This is a genomic window from Streptomyces sp. H27-D2 (genome assembly GCF_035828615.1).
Lineage (GTDB): Bacteria > Actinomycetota > Actinomycetes > Streptomycetales > Streptomycetaceae > Streptomyces.
This window is the reverse complement of sequence record NZ_JAYMZR010000069.1, coordinates 1-14,268: the sequence shown is the minus strand read 5'-3', so window position 1 is coordinate 14,268 and position 14,268 is coordinate 1. Positions and strand designations below refer to the sequence as shown.

Below are 14,268 nucleotides of genomic sequence, written 5' to 3'. Positions count from 1 at the left end.
GCCCCACCCCACCAAGCCCGGCGCGGCCACCCCCTAGGCTTCACCCATGACGCAGACCGTGGATCAGGCCCGCTCCGACCGGGCCCTCATCGAGGAAGCCACGAAGAAATCGGGCCTCATCTGGGTCCGCGGCGCCGAGGGCCCCTCGCGCGCCCTGTGGCACGTCTGGCACGAGGGCGCGGTGTGCCTGATCGGCGACGGCGACGGCGAGCAGCCGCTCGCCGGGCTCGGCCTGGTGGACGGCGGCACCGCCACCGTGACCGTGCGCAGCAAGGACAAGGGCGGGCGGCTCGTGGCCTGGGAGGCGCGCGTCGTCGAACTCGCGCCCCGCAGCGAGCCGTGGACCGCCACCGCCGCGGAGCTGAAGGCGAAGCGGCTGAACGCGCCGGACTCCGACCGGATCACCGAACGCTGGGCGCGCGAGTGCCGGGTGCTACGCCTCGAACCGCTCGGCCCGGCGGCGCAGCGCCCCGACGCGATGCCGGACGGCTCCCTGGCCGCAGCGCCGTACCCCAGCCCCGCCACCACCCGGCAGGAGATGCCGGCCGCGCTGCCCAGGCTGCTGCGCAAGGGCCTCAAGCGCCGCTGACGGGCCCGCGCGGGGGCTACGGAGAGGTTGGGACAGTCCGGGACGGCCGCAGCGCCCCGCGCCGCCACGACCAACGACGGCGGGCCCTGCCGCCGCAAACGGCCCCGCCCGCGCCCGCCCCCGTAGCCTCAGCGAACGTCCGACCGCCCGGCCATCCAACCGACGGCGACCCCCCGCCCGTCGGCCCCTCCCTCAGCCGGTCAGCCGGTGCCAGGGATCTGCTGCCCGTAATCCAGGACGTGCTCCCGGTCCGGGGCCTCGGCCGAGAAATCCTTGTTCCAGTCGCCGAGCCGCAACGTTCCCGCACCGCCCGCGCGCTGCAACCGCAGCGGGTAGGGCGTGCCTTCGAGGGAGACGTCGAGGGTGCCGCCGCTGCCCTTCCCCGCGCTGACCCGGATGGTGCGGACGCCGTCCACCGAGCCGCGGTCCCCGGTCGCCAGCCGGCCGTGCAGCCCGAGCAGCCCGTCGAGCAGCACGTTCTTGTCGGTGAAGCCGCTGAACTGCTTGTACGAGGGGTCGCCGGTCGGCACCTTGACGTACTTGTCGTCGAGCTTGCTGGCCACACTGTCGCCCTTCGAGGGCTGCGCGCCGCCCTGCTGATCGGCCCAGAACGCGGCGTCGGCCTTGAGGTAGAGCTCGTCGCCGGACCGAAGCAACTCGAAGGTGCGGTCCTTCGCGGTGAGCTGACCCGTGCCGCCGCCCTCTTTGAGCCGCATGTCGAGTCTGTAGGTGTGGCCCTTGCTGACGACGGTGCCGGACAGCCGCACCGCCTTCGCGCCGCGCGCCGCCTTGAGAGCTCTTTTCTCGATCTTGCCGGGGGAGAGTTTCCCGACCCCGTTGGTCCCCTTGTCGGGGTCCGCGGCGGCGTCATCGCCGCCGCCGCAGCCGGCCAGCGACACGACCAGCCCGGCGCACACCGCCCCGGCGAGGGTCACGCTGCGCAGTCGTCGGGCGCCACCCGACGATGCGGTGGTCCGGGGGAATGGAGTCACGTCTGCTCTGCCTCCTGATGCGGGTGACCTCGACAGCAGTACGGCAGCGTACCTGTGTCGGCTACGAGCTTTGGAGGAGAGCTGTACCGTCACTCGCATGACAGCGGCACTGATCAGGTCACGTTAACCTGAACCCGGCATGAGCCCCGTACAACCCGAATGGGAGGCGCTGACATGGCCGCAGGCGTGCCCCGCGTGTTCGTCTCGCACCTCTCCGGCATCGCGGTCTTCGACCCCAACGGCGACCAAGTCGGCCGGGTCCGGGACCTGGTGGCGATGCTGCGGGTGGGCGGCCGGCCGCCGCGGGTGCTCGGACTCGTCGTCGAAGTGGTCACCCGCCGCCGGATCTTCCTGCCGATGACCCGGGTGACCGGCGTCGAGTCGGGCCAGGTCATCACGACCGGCGTGATCAACATGCGGCGCTTCGAACAGCGCCCCACCGAGACTCTGGTGCTGGGCGAGCTGCTCGACCGCCGGGTCCAGCTGGTCGGCACGGACGTCGCGCCGGACGAGGAGGTGACGGTCCTCGACGTCTCGATGGCCCAACTGCCCGCCCGCCGCGACTGGGAGATCGACAAGGTCTTCGTACGGCGCGGCAAGGGCGGCGCGCTGCGCAAGCGCGGCGAGACGCTGACCGTCGAGTGGTCCGCCGTCAGCGGCTTCTCGCTGGAGGAGGACGGCCAGGGCGCGGAGAATCTGCTCGCCACCTTCGAACAGCTGCGCCCGGCCGACCTCGCGAACGTGCTGCACCACCTCTCCCCCAAGCGCCGCGCCGAGGTCGCCGCCGCACTCGACGACGACCGGCTCGCCGACGTGCTGGAGGAATTGCCCGACGACGACCAGGTGGAGATCCTCGGCAAGCTGCAGAAGGAGCGCGCCGCCGACGTCCTGGAGGCGATGGACCCGGACGACGCGGCCGACCTGCTCGCGGAGCTGCCCGAGGACGAGCAGGAGCGGCTGCTCGCGCTGATGCAGCCGCGGGACGCCGAGCCGGTGCGCCGCCTGCTGTCGTACGAGGAGCGCACGGCGGGCGGCCTGATGACCACCGAGCCGATCGTGCTGCGGCCCGACGCGACGGTCGCGGAGGCGCTCGCCCGGGTCCGCATCCGGGACCTGTCGCCGGCCCTCGCCGCCCAGGTGTACGTCTGCCGGCCGCCGGACGAGACGCCGACCGGGAAGTACCTCGGGACGCTGCACTTCCAGCGGCTGCTGCGGGACCCGCCGGGCACCCTCGTCGGCTCGATAGTCGACACCGACCTGCGGCCGCTGCCGCCGGGCACCTCGCTGCCCGCGGTCACCAGCTACCTCGCGACGTACAACCTGATCTCGGCCCCGGTGGTGGACGAGAGCGGATCGCTGCTCGGCGCGGTGACCGTGGACGACGTGCTCGACCATCTGCTGCCCGACGACTGGCGCGAGTCGGTCGCCGACGACTTCACCGTGACGGACGACGACGCCCGGGAGGTCACCGATGGCCGCTGACCGCTCGGACCGCACCCCGCACAATGGCCGGCACGACAGCCGGCACACCGGCAGACCGGACAGCCGCCGCGGCTCCGGGCGGGACGGCCGCCCGACCGCCCGGCGCGAGCGGCTCGACCAGCCGCGCGCCCAGCGGCGCAGCCTGTGGCCGTCGTTCGACCCGGAGGCGTTCGGCCGGACCTCGGAGCGCACGGCCCGCTTCCTGGGCACCGGGCGGTTCATCGCCTGGATGACGATGGTGATCATCCTGTGGGTGGTCTGGAACGTCTCGGTGCCGCAGCACCTGCGCTTCGACGAGTTCCCGTTCATCTTCCTGACCCTCGTGCTGTCCCTCCAGGCGTCCTACGCGGCCCCGCTGATCCTGCTCGCGCAGAACAGGCAGGACGACCGGGACCGGGTCAATCTGGAGCAGGACCGCAAGCAGAACGAGCGCAGCATCGCCGACACCGAGTACCTCACCCGCGAGGTCGCGGCGCTGCGGATCAACCTCGGCGAGGTCGCCACCCGCGACTGGATCCGCTCCGAACTCCAGGATCTCGTGAAGGAACTGGAGCAGCGGCAGGCGCTCTCGTCCGGGGGCTCCGCCGAGAGTGACGAACGCGACCGCTGAGAGCCCTTTCCGGAGGCCGCCTCCCGCGCCGTACCATCGGGTCATGGCTACCGACACGTACGACTCCGCGCCCACCGAGGACGCGGTGCGCGCAGCACTCGCGACGGTGAACGACCCGGAGATCCACCGCCCGATCACCGATCTCGGCATGGTCAAATCGGTGGAGATCGCGGCGGACGGGACAGTCGCGGTCGCCGTCTTCCTCACCGTCTCCGGCTGCCCGATGCGCGAGACGATCATCAACAGCGTGACGGACGCGGTCGCCGCGGTCGCGGGCGTGACGGGCGTGAGCGTCGAGCTGGACGTGATGAGCGACGAGCAGCGCAAGGAGCTGGCCTCCACACTGCGCGGCGGCAAGGCCGAGCGCGAGATCCCGTTCGCCCAGCCCGGCTCGCTGACCCGGGTGTACGCGGTGGCCTCCGGCAAGGGCGGCGTCGGCAAGTCCTCGGTGACGGTCAACCTCGCGGCCGCGATGGCGGGCGACGGGCTCAAGGTCGGCGTCGTGGACGCGGACATCTACGGCCACTCGGTCCCCCGGATGCTCGGCACCGACGCCCGGCCCACCCAGGTCGAGGACATGATCATGCCGCCGTCCGCGCACGGCGTGAAGGTCATCTCGATCGGCATGTTCACCCCCGGCAACGCACCGGTCGTCTGGCGCGGTCCGATGCTGCACCGGGCGCTCCAGCAGTTCCTCGGGGACGTCTACTGGGGCGACCTGGACGTACTCCTGCTCGACCTGCCGCCGGGCACCGGTGACATCGCGATCTCGGTGGCCCAGCTGGTGCCCAACGCCGAGATCCTGGTGGTGACCACGCCGCAGCAGGCCGCGGCCGAGGTCGCCGAGCGCGCCGGGGCCATCGCCGTGCAGACCCACCAGAAGATCGTCGGCGTGGTCGAGAACATGTCCGGGCTGCCCTGCCCGCACTGCGACGAGATCGTGGACGTCTTCGGCTCCGGCGGCGGCGAGCGGGTCGCCGAGGGGCTCACCAGGACCACCGGCGCGAATGTCCCCGTGCTGGGCACCATCCCGATCGACGTACGGCTGCGCGAGGGCGGCGACTCGGGCACGCCGATCGTGCTGACCGACCCCGAGTCCCCGGCGGGCAGCGCGTTGCGCAGCATCGCGGGCAAGCTCGGCGGCCGTGCGCGCGGGCTGTCCGGGCTCTCGCTCGGCATCACCCCGCGCAACAAGTTCTGAGCCGACACTTTCCGATCCGGCACTTTCTGAGCCGACGCCTTCTGAGCCGGCCCGGGTGACGCGCGCGGGCCCGGTCTTCCCGACCGGGCCCGCGGGGTGCACGTCTGGGTGCTCGTCCCGCTGCTCGTCCCGCTGCTCGTCCTCCGGGGCGCTCTCCGGCGCGCCGGCCGCGCTCGCGGGTGCCGCGAGCGGGCTCAGGCGTCGAGCGGGCTCAGCCGTCGTACGAAGTGATGTCCTTGATCACCGAGAAGCCCAGCCCGTAGGCGCTCATCCCGCGCCCGTAAGCGCCCAAGTGCACGCCCGTCTGGGTCGAGCCCGCGAGCACCCAGCCGTACTCGGACTCGCGGTAGTGGAAGGGCGTCGGCACTCCGTCCACCGGCAGTGAGAGGTTCGACCAGCCCGGTCCGTCCAGGTCGTCGGCGAGCTCCCAGGCGATGGCGGTCTGCTGGTCCAGCCAGTCCTGCCGCAGCCCGCGCTCCATCTTCGAGGGCCAGGTGCAGGACAGCAGCCCCGACCCCGCCAGCCAGGCGGCGGAGGACACCGAGGTGGCCTCCAGCATGCCGGTGCCGTCGGCGCTGCGCCGCACCGGGCGGCTGGCGACCGTCACGACGACCGAGAAGCGCTGGTCGTCCGGGTCCACCTCGATCCGCAGCGACGGCGCCTCGCCGTGCCCCGTCGATCCGTGTTCCACCGTGCCGTCGGCGGCGGCGCCGACCTGCATGAGCCGGCGTGCCCCGGTGTACGCCTCGTCCAGTCCGTACCAGGGGAACGCGGCCAGCAGATAGCCGTCGAGCATCCGCCGGGTTCCGGGCACCCCCTGGGCTGCCGCCGCTTGCGATGCGGTCTCCACGACGGGCTCACCCGTCGCTCCTTGCGCACCTACCCGACTCGTCGTCTCCATCTGCGCGGCGCCTCCTAGTTGCCCTGAACCTCTGGGCGACCCGCCCCCCTCGGACGACCTCACCCCGGACACAGGGAGAATAGCCATACCGCTGCCCAGGGGCGGGCAAGCGGGGTGATCAGGTGGCGTCGGAGTCGAACGGCGGCGGGTCCTGCTTGGCGAGCGGGTCACTCTTGCGGAGGCGGTTCGGGGTGTCCGGCGAGCCGTTCACCGAGGCCGTGGAGACGCTGCCGGAGGGACGGTCCGCGGAGCCGGCGGCGGTCGCGCCCGCGTCAGCGGAGGACGAGCCGGCGGAGCTGCTCTCCCGGCCGGTCACCGCGTCCGTGAGGTCGGCCATCTCCTTCTTCAGGTCGAAGCCGTTCCGGATCTCCTGGAGCCCCAGGTCGTCGTTCTCCAGGAACTGCTTGCGGACGAAGTTCTTCGGATTGAGGTCGTCGAACTCGAAATCCTTGAACTCCGGGCCGAGTTCGGAGCGGATGTCCTCTTTGGCGCTGTCCGAGAACTCCCGGATCTTCCGGATGAACCCGGTGACGTCCTTGATGACCTTCGGCAGCTTGTCGGGGCCGAAGATGAGCACCGCAAGGATGACGAGCGCCACCACTTCGAGGGCCCCTATGTCGAAGAACACCTGGCAGCTCCTTGGGGTATCCACGGCCCACGGGCCGGTATCGGCCCGGACCGTCCATCACGTATTCACGGTACCTGCCTGCGCGCGGCGCGCGGGAGACACCCGGACGAACACGAATCCACGCTCCGGCGGCCGGACGCCGGAGCGCCCGGCCGCCCGATCGGGTCAGTCGCTGCTCGCCGAGCCGAGGGTCAGCTCCACGGTCCGGTCGGCGCCGTTCCGCCGCACGGTCAGCCGCAGCTTGTCGCCCGGCCGGTGACTGCGGATCTTGACGATCAGCTCCTCACCGCTGTGCACGGCCTCGCCGTCCACCTCGGTGATCACGTCGTGGGCCCGGATTCCGGCCTTGTCGCCGGGTCCGTCAGGGGTCACCGGCGAGCCGCCGGCACCCTTGGCGCTGACCCGCGCCCCGTCGCCGGTGTACTCCATGTCGAGCGTGACGCCGATGACCGGGTGGGTGGCCTTGCCCGTGTTGATCAGCTCCTCGGCCACCCGCTTGCCCTGGTTGATCGGTATCGCGAAGCCCAGGCCGATACTGCCGCCCTGCTCGCCGCTCAGCTCCGAGCCGTTGTCCGCCGCGCGGATCGCGCTGTTGATGCCGATCACCCGCGCCCTGCCGTCGACCAGCGGACCGCCGGAGTTGCCCGGGTTGATCGGGGCGTCGGTCTGCAGCGCGTCGACGTAGCTGACGTCGCTGCCGTCCTCCTTGCCGCCGCCCGCGGTGATCGGCCGCTCCTTGGCGCTGATGATGCCGGTGGTGACGGTGCCCGCGAGGTCGAACGGCGCGCCGATGGCCACCACCGGGTCGCCGACCCGTACGGACTCGGAATTGCCGAGCGTCAACGGGCGGAGCCCGGACACCCCCGAGACCTTGACGACGGCCAGGTCGTAACCGCTGTCCCGGCCGACGACCTTGGCCTTGGCCACCTGGCCGCCGTTGAACGTCACCGATATTTCGCCGTCGGCCCCGGCGGGCTCCACGACATGGTTGTTGGTCAGGATGTGGCCCTGCTCGTCGAGCACGAAGCCGGTGCCGGTGCCCTGTTCGCTGGAGCCCTTGACGTGCAGCGTGACCACGCCGGGCAGCGCCGTGGCGGCGATGCCCGCGACGCTCTCGGGTGAACGGCCGCCCTTGTCCGGCGCGGTCTGCGGCAGCTCGACGTCGCTGACGCCGCCGTTGCGCTCGACGTACGCGCCGATGCCGCCGCCGACACAGCCCGCGAGCAGCCCGACCGCGAGCCCGGCGGCGAGCAGCCGGCCGCGGCGCGGCTGCCGGGGCGGGGCCGCTTGCGGCAGGGCGCCGCTGTGGAAGGCGGGGCGGGGCGCGGCCCAGGGGTCGTACTGCTGCCAGGCGGAGTACGGGGCGGGGCCGCCGGGTCCGCCCCGTGCGGTGGGCCCGGCGGGCCCGGTGGCATGCGCTGCCGTCGGGGGGTGGGGCTGTTGCTGCTGAGGGTGGGGCTGGGGCTGGGGCTGGGGCTGGGTGTGCTGCTGGGGCTGCGGCGCGTGTGGCTGCTGCTGCGGTACGTGCTGTTGCGGTGTGTGCTGTTGCGGTGTGTGCTGCTGCGGTGTGTGCTGCTGCGGTACGTGCTGCTGCGGTACGTGCTGCTGCGGTACGTGCGGCGGTCGGGGTGCCGGGTGGGGCGTGCCGTACGCCGGGGTCTGCGAGGGCGTCAGATGCGGCTGTGCCGCGTGCGGCGGGACCGGGGTGCCCTGCGCCGGGGTCGGCACCGGTCGCTGCACAGGCGGCGCGGGAGCCCACGGGCCGGGGCCTCCGTACGGCGGGGTGCTGTACGGGTCCGGCTCATGGAGCGGTTTGGGCCGCTCGGTCCCGGCGGAAGCGCCCGGGATCGCGTCCTGCGGACCGTCGCTCAGCGCCCCGGACGCCGGGACGGGCCCGTCGGACAGCTCGGCGGACGGCTCGCCGGACAGCTTGGCGGATGGCTCGGCGGGTGCTTCGGTTGGTTCGTTCGCCCCGGCAGGCTCGACCGGTTCGCCGGCAGGCTCGACCGGTTCAACGGAAGCAACCTGCTCGGACGGCTCGACCGAGTCCACCCGCTCGGGAGAATCCCGCTGCCCCGTCCGCTCAGCCGCCCCCGTCGCTGACGCCGACGCGGCCCGCGGTTCCTCGTGGGCCGGCCGGTCGCCGAGTACGACGCGCGGACGGCTCCACCACTTGGGCCTGGGCCCGGTGGCCTTCCCCTCGTCCATGATCTCCCCACAGTTCACCCGCGACACGGTCGGACTGCCGCACACCTCACGGCTCGCGCCCCCAGCGCGACAGCAGCCCCCGTAGGGATTCAACCAGGTACACGGCCGCCCGCGCAGTGCCGCGTCTCAGCGTCGGAGGGAAGAAGCGACGTCAGGGGCCTTTGAGGCGCCGGTGGCGGCGAGCGGCTTGCTGCGCTCCTGCGAGATCGGCGGTACGGGGAGCGCGCTCGGCAACGGGGTCGCCGGGGCGTCGGCGGCGACCAGCCCGAACCGGAGGCCGGGTGAGGTCGAGGGGGCAGTCACCCCCGAAGCGGGGACGGCCGGACGTATCAGCGGCGGCAGTTCCACTCGCGGCAACAGCGGTGCGGCATAGAGCCGCAGCAGCTGGGCCGGCGAGACGGGCGTCGAAGGAGTGACGTTCGCGGCGCCGCCCGAAGCTCCCAGCAGACCTGCCCGCCGCTCGCCGGAGGGGTTCCTTCCGCCGCGGGCGCCGCGGGGCTGTCCGGCGGACCCGGCGGGGACCGTACGCACCGGCGTGGCAGCGGTGGCCGCGCCGTCGGCGAACGGGTCGACCGTGCTGTCGAACGGCATCGCGCCGCCGAGCGCCAGCGCGGCCAGCGACACCGCGCCAGCCGCGGCGAAGGCGAACCTGCGCCCGCGCGAGCCAGAGCGCTCGACGTCATGGATACGGAATCCGCGCTCGCGCTGCGCCGAGGAGGCGAGCGCTGAATGCGGGGAATGCGGGGCGGAGTGCGGAACGGGGGGCTCATAGCCGAAGGCGTTGGTACCGAAGGTCTCCGTGCCGAACGAGTCAGCGCCGAAGCCGTCTCTTCCCACGTCGAAGACACCGCCGCCGAAGCCGGGGCCGTCGTCTCCGCCGCCGGGCAGCCCTTGGAGCCGGGCCAGCAGGCCCTCCGAGGGGGGCGGCGGCGCGGTCTGGGCGAACACGCTCTTCAGCCGGCGCTGTGCGTCGGCCTCCGCCTTGCACTTCCAACAGGTCGCCAGATGGGCCAGCACGCGCTCGCGCGAGTCATGCCCCAGCTCCCCGTCGACCAGGGCCGCGAGTCGGTCTCCCAGATGCTGTTCGGCGGGGGTCGTACCGCCTGAACGGGTCACGCGATCCCGACCTCCCCCTCAAGCCCCGGAGTGGCAGCAGCGAGCGAACGCTGCTCCGCACGGGCCTCGGGAGACCGGTGCTTGAGCGCCTTGCGCAGGTGGGAGCGGCCACGGTGGATGCGGCTGCGGACCGTGCCGAGCTTGACGCCGAGGGTCGCGGCGATCTCTTCGTAGGACAGGCCCTCGATGTCGCACAGCACGACGGCGGCGCGGAACTCCGGCGCGAGGGTGTCCAGCGCCTGTTGCACGTCCGCGTCGAAGTGGGTGTCGTTGAAATGCTGCTGCGGGGACGGCTCACGGCTGGGCAGCCGCTCCGCCGCGTCGTCGCCGAGCGCGTCGAAACGGATTCGCTGACGCCGGCGCACCATGTCCAGGAAGAGATTGGTGGTGATGCGGTGCAGCCAGCCCTCGAACGTACCCGGCGTGTACGTGGACAAGGAGCGGAAGACGCGGACGAAGACCTCTTGGGTCAGATCCTCCGCGTCGTGCTGGTTGCCCGTCAGCCGGTAGGCGAGGCGGTAGACGCGCGAGCTGTGGGTGCTGACGATCTCCTCCCAGCTGGGAGGCGTCCACGCCGGCGAACCCGCGTCAGTGGCGAAAGTCGCGGTGGTCGCCGTCTTGGCGGTGCGGAAACGGTCAGCGGTGTTGGTCACGGATCTCGGCTCGCCGAACGACCTGCAAAGGCGTTTGGGCACCTTCCGGTCAACGGCCGCAGCCGCACCTCCCCTATCGGCTCTGGTGACGTCCAGTAGAGCCCCTACCATATCCACCTCGCCCGTTAGCTCCGGATAAGCTTTTTTGACCCGCTTTTGGTCCTGCTCCACGGCATCCCCCGCGACTTACCAACGCCCGGTCCCATCTGCGGGTTCCCGTCAGCAGCGGATACAGTCACGGTTGCGTCAACTACGGGAACAGGAGAGGGCCATTACCGCCAACCGGCAGACGAGCTGGGCGTTCGCCGAGGCGTACGGCGTCGAGCACATCGACGACCCCGCGCTGCGCTGGGCACGCGACCGGTCCCGGGAAGCAGGGCTGCCCTCAGTTTCCGCAGGCACCGGCGCCGCGCTGCGGCTGCTCGCCGCCACCGTGGACGCCAAGGCCGTGGCCGAGATCGGCACCGGCACCGGCGTGTCCGGAATACACCTGCTGCACGGGATGCGGCCGGACGGAGTGCTGACCACGGTCGACACCGAGCCGGAGCGCCAGCAATTCGCGCGGCAGGCGTTCCGCGCCGCCGGATTCGCCGGAAACCGGGCCCGCTTCATTCCCGGGCGCGCCCTCGACGTACTGCCCCGGCTCGCGGACGGCGGCTACGACCTCGTGTTCTGCGACGGCGACCGGCTGGAGAGCCTGGACTACCTCGACGAATCGTTGCGCCTGCTGCGCCCCGGCGGCCTGGTCTGCTTCGAGGGCGTCTTCGCCGACGGCAGGACCGTCGACTCCTCCGCGCAACCGGCCGAGGTGCTGCGGCTGCGCGAACTGCTGCGCACCGTGCGGGAGAGCCACCTGCTGGTGCCCTCGCTGCTGCCGGTCGGGGACGGCCTGCTGTGCGCGGTCAAGCGCGCCTGAATTTCCTGAATTTTCCCGCGTTCGGTCCCCGAAGCTGACTTTCCGCTCGCGTCCGGCGCCGAAACTCGTGAATTTCACGCCGCCGGGGGCCTCCGCACAGCGGCTCGAATAGCCCATCCCGGCCGTATCCGGACATGCCGCTGCCCCGACGGGCGGTGCGCAAGAACTCCGCACCGCCCGCCGGGGCAGCGAAATCTGTGACTCAGGGAAAGCTGGGCTCGTCGGCTAGCCGACGACCTTCTTAAGGGCGTCACCGAGTGCTTCGGCTTCATCCGGTGTCAGCTCCACGACGAGTCGACCGCCGCCTTCGAGCGGTACTCGCATGACGATGCCCCGCCCCTCCTTGGTCACCTCGAGCGGGCCGTCGCCCGTCCGCGGCTTCATGGCCGCCATGCTCGTTCCCCTTCCTGAAACCAGCTCATCGCAGCCGACAACCCAGGTGTCACCGGCATCGAACACATTGCTTCCCAGTCATTATCCCGCATCCCAGGACCCGATGACCAACATCGGCCGGCATCCCTTCTGCAACGCACTCGCGCAAAACCACCCAATTCGGGGAGACGACTGCGATACTCCGCCGCCGCTCGACACGTCCACGGGCCGGTTTCTTTGATGTACGTCACATATCGGCGGTGGGTGATCTCCGGCATTGTGTGCGCTGGGCCGCCTTCGGCCCCGTTCCACCGAGCCTCGACGGAAGGACCCGCCCATGGCCGACACCGTGCTCTACGAGGTGACCGACGGCCTCGCCACGATCACCCTGAATCGCCCCGAGGCCATGAACGCGATGGACACCGACACCAAGGTCGCGCTGCGCGACTCGGTCCGGCGCGCCGCCGACGATCCGGGCGTACGGGCCGTCCTGCTGACCGGGAACGGCCGCGCCTTCTGCGTGGGCCAGGACCTCAAGGAGCACATCGGCTCGCTCGCGGCCGACCGGGCGAACGGCACCGGCCGCACGATGAGCACCGTCAAGGAGCACTACAACCCCATCGTCACCGCGCTGGTGGAGATGCCCAAGCCGGTCGTCGCCGGGGTCAACGGGGTCGCGGCCGGCGCCGGGGCGGGCTTCGCCTTCGCCGCCGACTACCGCGTGGTCGCCGACACCGCCGCCTTCAACACCTCCTTCGCGGGGGTCGCCCTCACCGCCGACTCCGGCGTCTCCTGGACGCTGCCCCGCCTCATCGGCCACGGCCGCGCCGCCGACCTGCTGCTCTTCCCGCGCAGCATCAGCGCGCAGGACGCGCTGGAGATCGGGATCGCCAACAAGGTCGTACCGGCAGCGGAACTGGCCGCCGAGGCGACCGCGATCGCCCGCAGGCTGGCCGAGGGCCCGACCGCCGCATACGCCGCGATCAAGGAGTCGCTGGCCTACGCGGCCGAGCACACGCTGCGCGAGTCGCTCGGCAAGGAGGACGAGCTCCAGGCGCGGGCCGGGGCGTCCGAGGACCACCGGATCGCCGTCGAAGCCTTCGTGAAGAAGGAGAAGCCGCGGTATCTGGGGCGGTAGTCGTCGGTAGCCAGTGGTAGCGGCCGGGGGGCGGCTTGCGGTCAGCGGCTCGTGTCGCGGGCCACGCAGGCCGCCAGGTGGTCATTGACCAGCCCGCAGGCCTGCATCAGCGCGTACGCCGTGGTCGGGCCGACGAAGCGGAAGCCGCGCTTCTTGAGGTCCTTGGCCAGCGCGGTCGAGCCGGGAGTCGTCGCCGGGACGTCGGCGAAGGTACCCGGCGCGGAACGGCCCGCCGGGTCCGGGGCGTAGCTCCAGATCAGCTCGTCCAGCGCGCCCTCGCCGAGTTCGGCGGCGGCGCGCGCGTTGCCGATCGCGGCGGCGATCTTGGCGCGGTTGCGGATGATGCCGGGGTCGGCGAGCAGCCTGGCCGCGTCCTCGTCGGTGAAGGCCGCGACCTTGTGGATGCGGAAGTCCGCGAAGGCGGCCCGGAAGCCCTCCCGCCGGCGCAGGATCGTCAGCCAGGACAGCCCGGACTGGAACGCCTCCAGACAGAGCCGTTCGTAGAGCGCGTCGTCCCCGTGCACCGGGAGTCCCCACTCGGCGTCGTGGTACGTCCGGTAGTCCGCCCGGTCCGCGGTCTCCAGCCCCCAGGGACAGCGCGCCAGCCCGTCCGGGCCGATCACCACCCCGCACGCCTGCGCGGGCGCGTCAGGCCGCGCAGAGCGCGCCGCTGGGGCAGTCCGGCCGGTCGCCCGGGCGGCGGGCCCGCCCGGCCCGGTCTCCCGACCGGTCATCGCTGCTGCTGATCGAACCAGGAGCCGCCGGGCTCGTCCCCGTCCGGCTTCCCGTCCGGCTTCCCGTCCGGCTTCCCGTCCGGCTTCCCGTCCGGGCCCTCGCCCGGCTTCTCTCCGGTCCCGGCGGCGGGCTGCTCGGCGTCGACGCCGTCGGAGCGTCCGGGCGCGTCCGGGAACCCGGACTCGGCGGACCCCCTGGACTCGCCAGGGCGTCCGGATTCGCTGGGACGTCCGGACTCGCCAAGGCGTCCGGACTCGGCGGAGTTTCCCTGGCCCGTCCCGTCATCGGCATCCACGGCGGTCTCCGCGTACGGAGCGGCGGTCTCGGTGTACTGGGGCGCGTCCTCCGCGTACTGGGCCTCGGTCTCCGTGTACTGGGCCTCGGTCTCCGTGTACTGGGCCTCGGTCTCCGTGTACTGGGCCTCGGTCTCCGTGTACCGAGCCTCGGTCTCCGTGTACCGAGCCTCGGTCTCCGTGTACCGAGCCTCGGTCTCCGTGTACCGAGCCGCGTCCTCCCCGGACGGCCAGCGGCTCGGCGACTCGTCCCGTACGTGGCCCGTCAACAGCGCGGTACCGCCGACCGACGTGGCCTGCGCGCCCGCCACGGCCGCCTCCAGCTCGGCGATCCGCGCGTCCCGCTCGGCCAGCTCGGCTCCGAGCCGGTCCAGGACGTCGTCCACGTCCGTCATCCGGTAGCCGCGCGCGGGCAACGGCACCCCGCCGGCCTC

Annotated in this window: 14 protein-coding genes and 1 pseudogene; 6 read left to right on the top strand and 9 right to left on the bottom strand. The window is 72.2% G+C overall.

Features of this window, described 5'->3' with window-relative positions; translation table 11 throughout:
* Positions 1-46: 46 nt before the first annotated feature.
* Entirely contained in the window at positions 47-589 is a 543-nt protein-coding gene (locus QMK28_RS23860) for a hypothetical protein (protein WP_326441350.1), read from the top strand.
* A gap of 200 nt (positions 590-789) precedes the next feature.
* Here the strand turns inward: QMK28_RS23860 and QMK28_RS23855 are convergent, their stop codons facing one another.
* Positions 790-1,581, bottom strand: a complete 792-nt coding sequence (locus tag QMK28_RS23855; protein WP_443050802.1) for a hypothetical protein — start codon at positions 1,579-1,581, stop codon at positions 790-792.
* A 174-nt stretch (positions 1,582-1,755) separates the two neighbouring features.
* Here QMK28_RS23855 and QMK28_RS23850 point away from each other — a divergent pair, with 174 nt between their 5' ends.
* Genes QMK28_RS23850 through QMK28_RS23840 form a run of 3 tightly spaced genes read left to right on the top strand, consistent with a single transcriptional unit; the run spans position 1,756 to position 4,874 of the window.
* Positions 1,756-3,063 carry a magnesium transporter MgtE N-terminal domain-containing protein gene (locus QMK28_RS23850; RefSeq protein ID WP_326441348.1) on the top strand — a complete coding sequence of 436 codons (1,308 nt, stop codon included), beginning with the start codon at positions 1,756-1,758 and terminating at the stop codon, positions 3,061-3,063.
* On the top strand, positions 3,053-3,673 hold the full coding sequence (locus QMK28_RS23845) for a DUF1003 domain-containing protein (protein WP_326441346.1): 621 nt from the start codon (positions 3,053-3,055) through the stop codon (positions 3,671-3,673). Before QMK28_RS23850 ends, QMK28_RS23845 begins: the two co-directional genes overlap by 11 nt.
* Positions 3,674-3,716: 43 nt before the next feature.
* Positions 3,717-4,874, top strand: coding sequence for an Mrp/NBP35 family ATP-binding protein (locus tag QMK28_RS23840; protein WP_326441344.1), 1,158 nt, complete (start codon positions 3,717-3,719; stop codon positions 4,872-4,874).
* Positions 4,875-5,085: 211 nt separating this feature from the next.
* On the opposite strand, the gene QMK28_RS23835 is transcribed toward QMK28_RS23840, so the two are convergent.
* The 5 genes from QMK28_RS23835 to sigE all read right to left on the bottom strand — a co-directional run bounded on the left by QMK28_RS23835 (position 5,086) and on the right by sigE (position 10,491).
* Positions 5,086-5,775: a hypothetical protein gene (locus tag QMK28_RS23835; RefSeq protein WP_443050801.1), complete on the bottom strand. Its 690-nt coding sequence runs from the start codon at positions 5,773-5,775 to the stop codon at positions 5,086-5,088.
* A 118-nt stretch (positions 5,776-5,893) separates the two neighbouring features.
* Positions 5,894-6,403, bottom strand: a complete 510-nt coding sequence (locus QMK28_RS23830) for a sec-independent translocase (RefSeq protein ID WP_326441342.1) — start codon at positions 6,401-6,403, stop codon at positions 5,894-5,896.
* Positions 6,404-6,568: 165 nt separating this feature from the next.
* The gene (locus tag QMK28_RS23825) at positions 6,569-8,611 is read right to left on the bottom strand and encodes a S1C family serine protease (RefSeq protein WP_326441396.1); all 2,043 of its coding nucleotides are present in this window, start codon (positions 8,609-8,611) and stop codon (positions 6,569-6,571) included.
* A gap of 126 nt (positions 8,612-8,737) precedes the next feature.
* The gene (locus tag QMK28_RS23820) at positions 8,738-9,727 is read right to left on the bottom strand and encodes an anti-sigma factor family protein (protein ID WP_326441340.1); all 990 of its coding nucleotides are present in this window, start codon (positions 9,725-9,727) and stop codon (positions 8,738-8,740) included.
* A complete protein-coding gene (gene sigE, locus QMK28_RS23815) occupies positions 9,724-10,491 on the bottom strand; it encodes an RNA polymerase sigma factor SigE (RefSeq protein WP_326441337.1) in 768 nt (255 codons plus the stop codon). The genes QMK28_RS23820 and sigE overlap by 4 nt, the downstream gene beginning before the upstream one ends.
* Before the next feature lie 130 nt (positions 10,492-10,621).
* Between sigE and QMK28_RS23810 the strand changes: the two genes are divergently transcribed.
* Positions 10,622-11,296, top strand: coding sequence for an O-methyltransferase (locus tag QMK28_RS23810; protein WP_326441335.1), 675 nt, complete (start codon positions 10,622-10,624; stop codon positions 11,294-11,296).
* Between the two features lie 225 nt (positions 11,297-11,521).
* On the opposite strand, the gene QMK28_RS23805 is transcribed toward QMK28_RS23810, so the two are convergent.
* A complete protein-coding gene (locus QMK28_RS23805; protein ID WP_009997451.1) occupies positions 11,522-11,689 on the bottom strand; it encodes a DUF3117 domain-containing protein in 168 nt (55 codons plus the stop codon).
* A 316-nt stretch (positions 11,690-12,005) separates the two neighbouring features.
* On the opposite strand from QMK28_RS23805, the gene QMK28_RS23800 reads away from it, so the two are divergent.
* Entirely contained in the window at positions 12,006-12,806 is an 801-nt protein-coding gene (locus QMK28_RS23800) for an enoyl-CoA hydratase/isomerase family protein (RefSeq protein WP_326441332.1), read from the top strand.
* 41 nt (positions 12,807-12,847) lie between these two features.
* On the opposite strand, the gene QMK28_RS23795 is transcribed toward QMK28_RS23800, so the two are convergent.
* Both QMK28_RS23795 and QMK28_RS23790 read right to left on the bottom strand, forming a co-directional pair.
* Positions 12,848-13,432, bottom strand: a complete 585-nt coding sequence (locus tag QMK28_RS23795) for a DNA-3-methyladenine glycosylase I (protein WP_326441330.1) — start codon at positions 13,430-13,432, stop codon at positions 12,848-12,850.
* 670 nt (positions 13,433-14,102) lie between these two features.
* Positions 14,103-14,268: pseudogene (locus tag QMK28_RS23790) on the bottom strand (DivIVA domain-containing protein); the annotation flags it as partial.

What these genes read in the sequence shown, in the direction of transcription:
- QMK28_RS23835 (WP_443050801.1), bottom strand. Translation starts at nt 5,775, where the DNA reads ATGGAGACGACGAGTCGGGTAGGTGCGCAAGGAGCGACGGGTGAGCCC.
- QMK28_RS23800 (WP_326441332.1), top strand. Translation starts at nt 12,006, where the DNA reads ATGGCCGACACCGTGCTCTACGAGGTGACCGACGGCCTCGCCACGATC.
- QMK28_RS23860 (WP_326441350.1), top strand. Translation starts at nt 47, where the DNA reads ATGACGCAGACCGTGGATCAGGCCCGCTCCGACCGGGCCCTCATCGAG.
- QMK28_RS23805 (WP_009997451.1), bottom strand. Translation starts at nt 11,689, where the DNA reads ATGGCGGCCATGAAGCCGCGGACGGGCGACGGCCCGCTCGAGGTGACC.
- sigE (WP_326441337.1), bottom strand. Translation starts at nt 10,491, where the DNA reads ATGGTAGGGGCTCTACTGGACGTCACCAGAGCCGATAGGGGAGGTGCG.
- QMK28_RS23845 (WP_326441346.1), top strand. Translation starts at nt 3,053, where the DNA reads ATGGCCGCTGACCGCTCGGACCGCACCCCGCACAATGGCCGGCACGAC.
- QMK28_RS23850 (WP_326441348.1), top strand. Translation starts at nt 1,756, where the DNA reads ATGGCCGCAGGCGTGCCCCGCGTGTTCGTCTCGCACCTCTCCGGCATC.
- QMK28_RS23825 (WP_326441396.1), bottom strand. Translation starts at nt 8,611, where the DNA reads ATGGACGAGGGGAAGGCCACCGGGCCCAGGCCCAAGTGGTGGAGCCGT.
- QMK28_RS23840 (WP_326441344.1), top strand. Translation starts at nt 3,717, where the DNA reads ATGGCTACCGACACGTACGACTCCGCGCCCACCGAGGACGCGGTGCGC.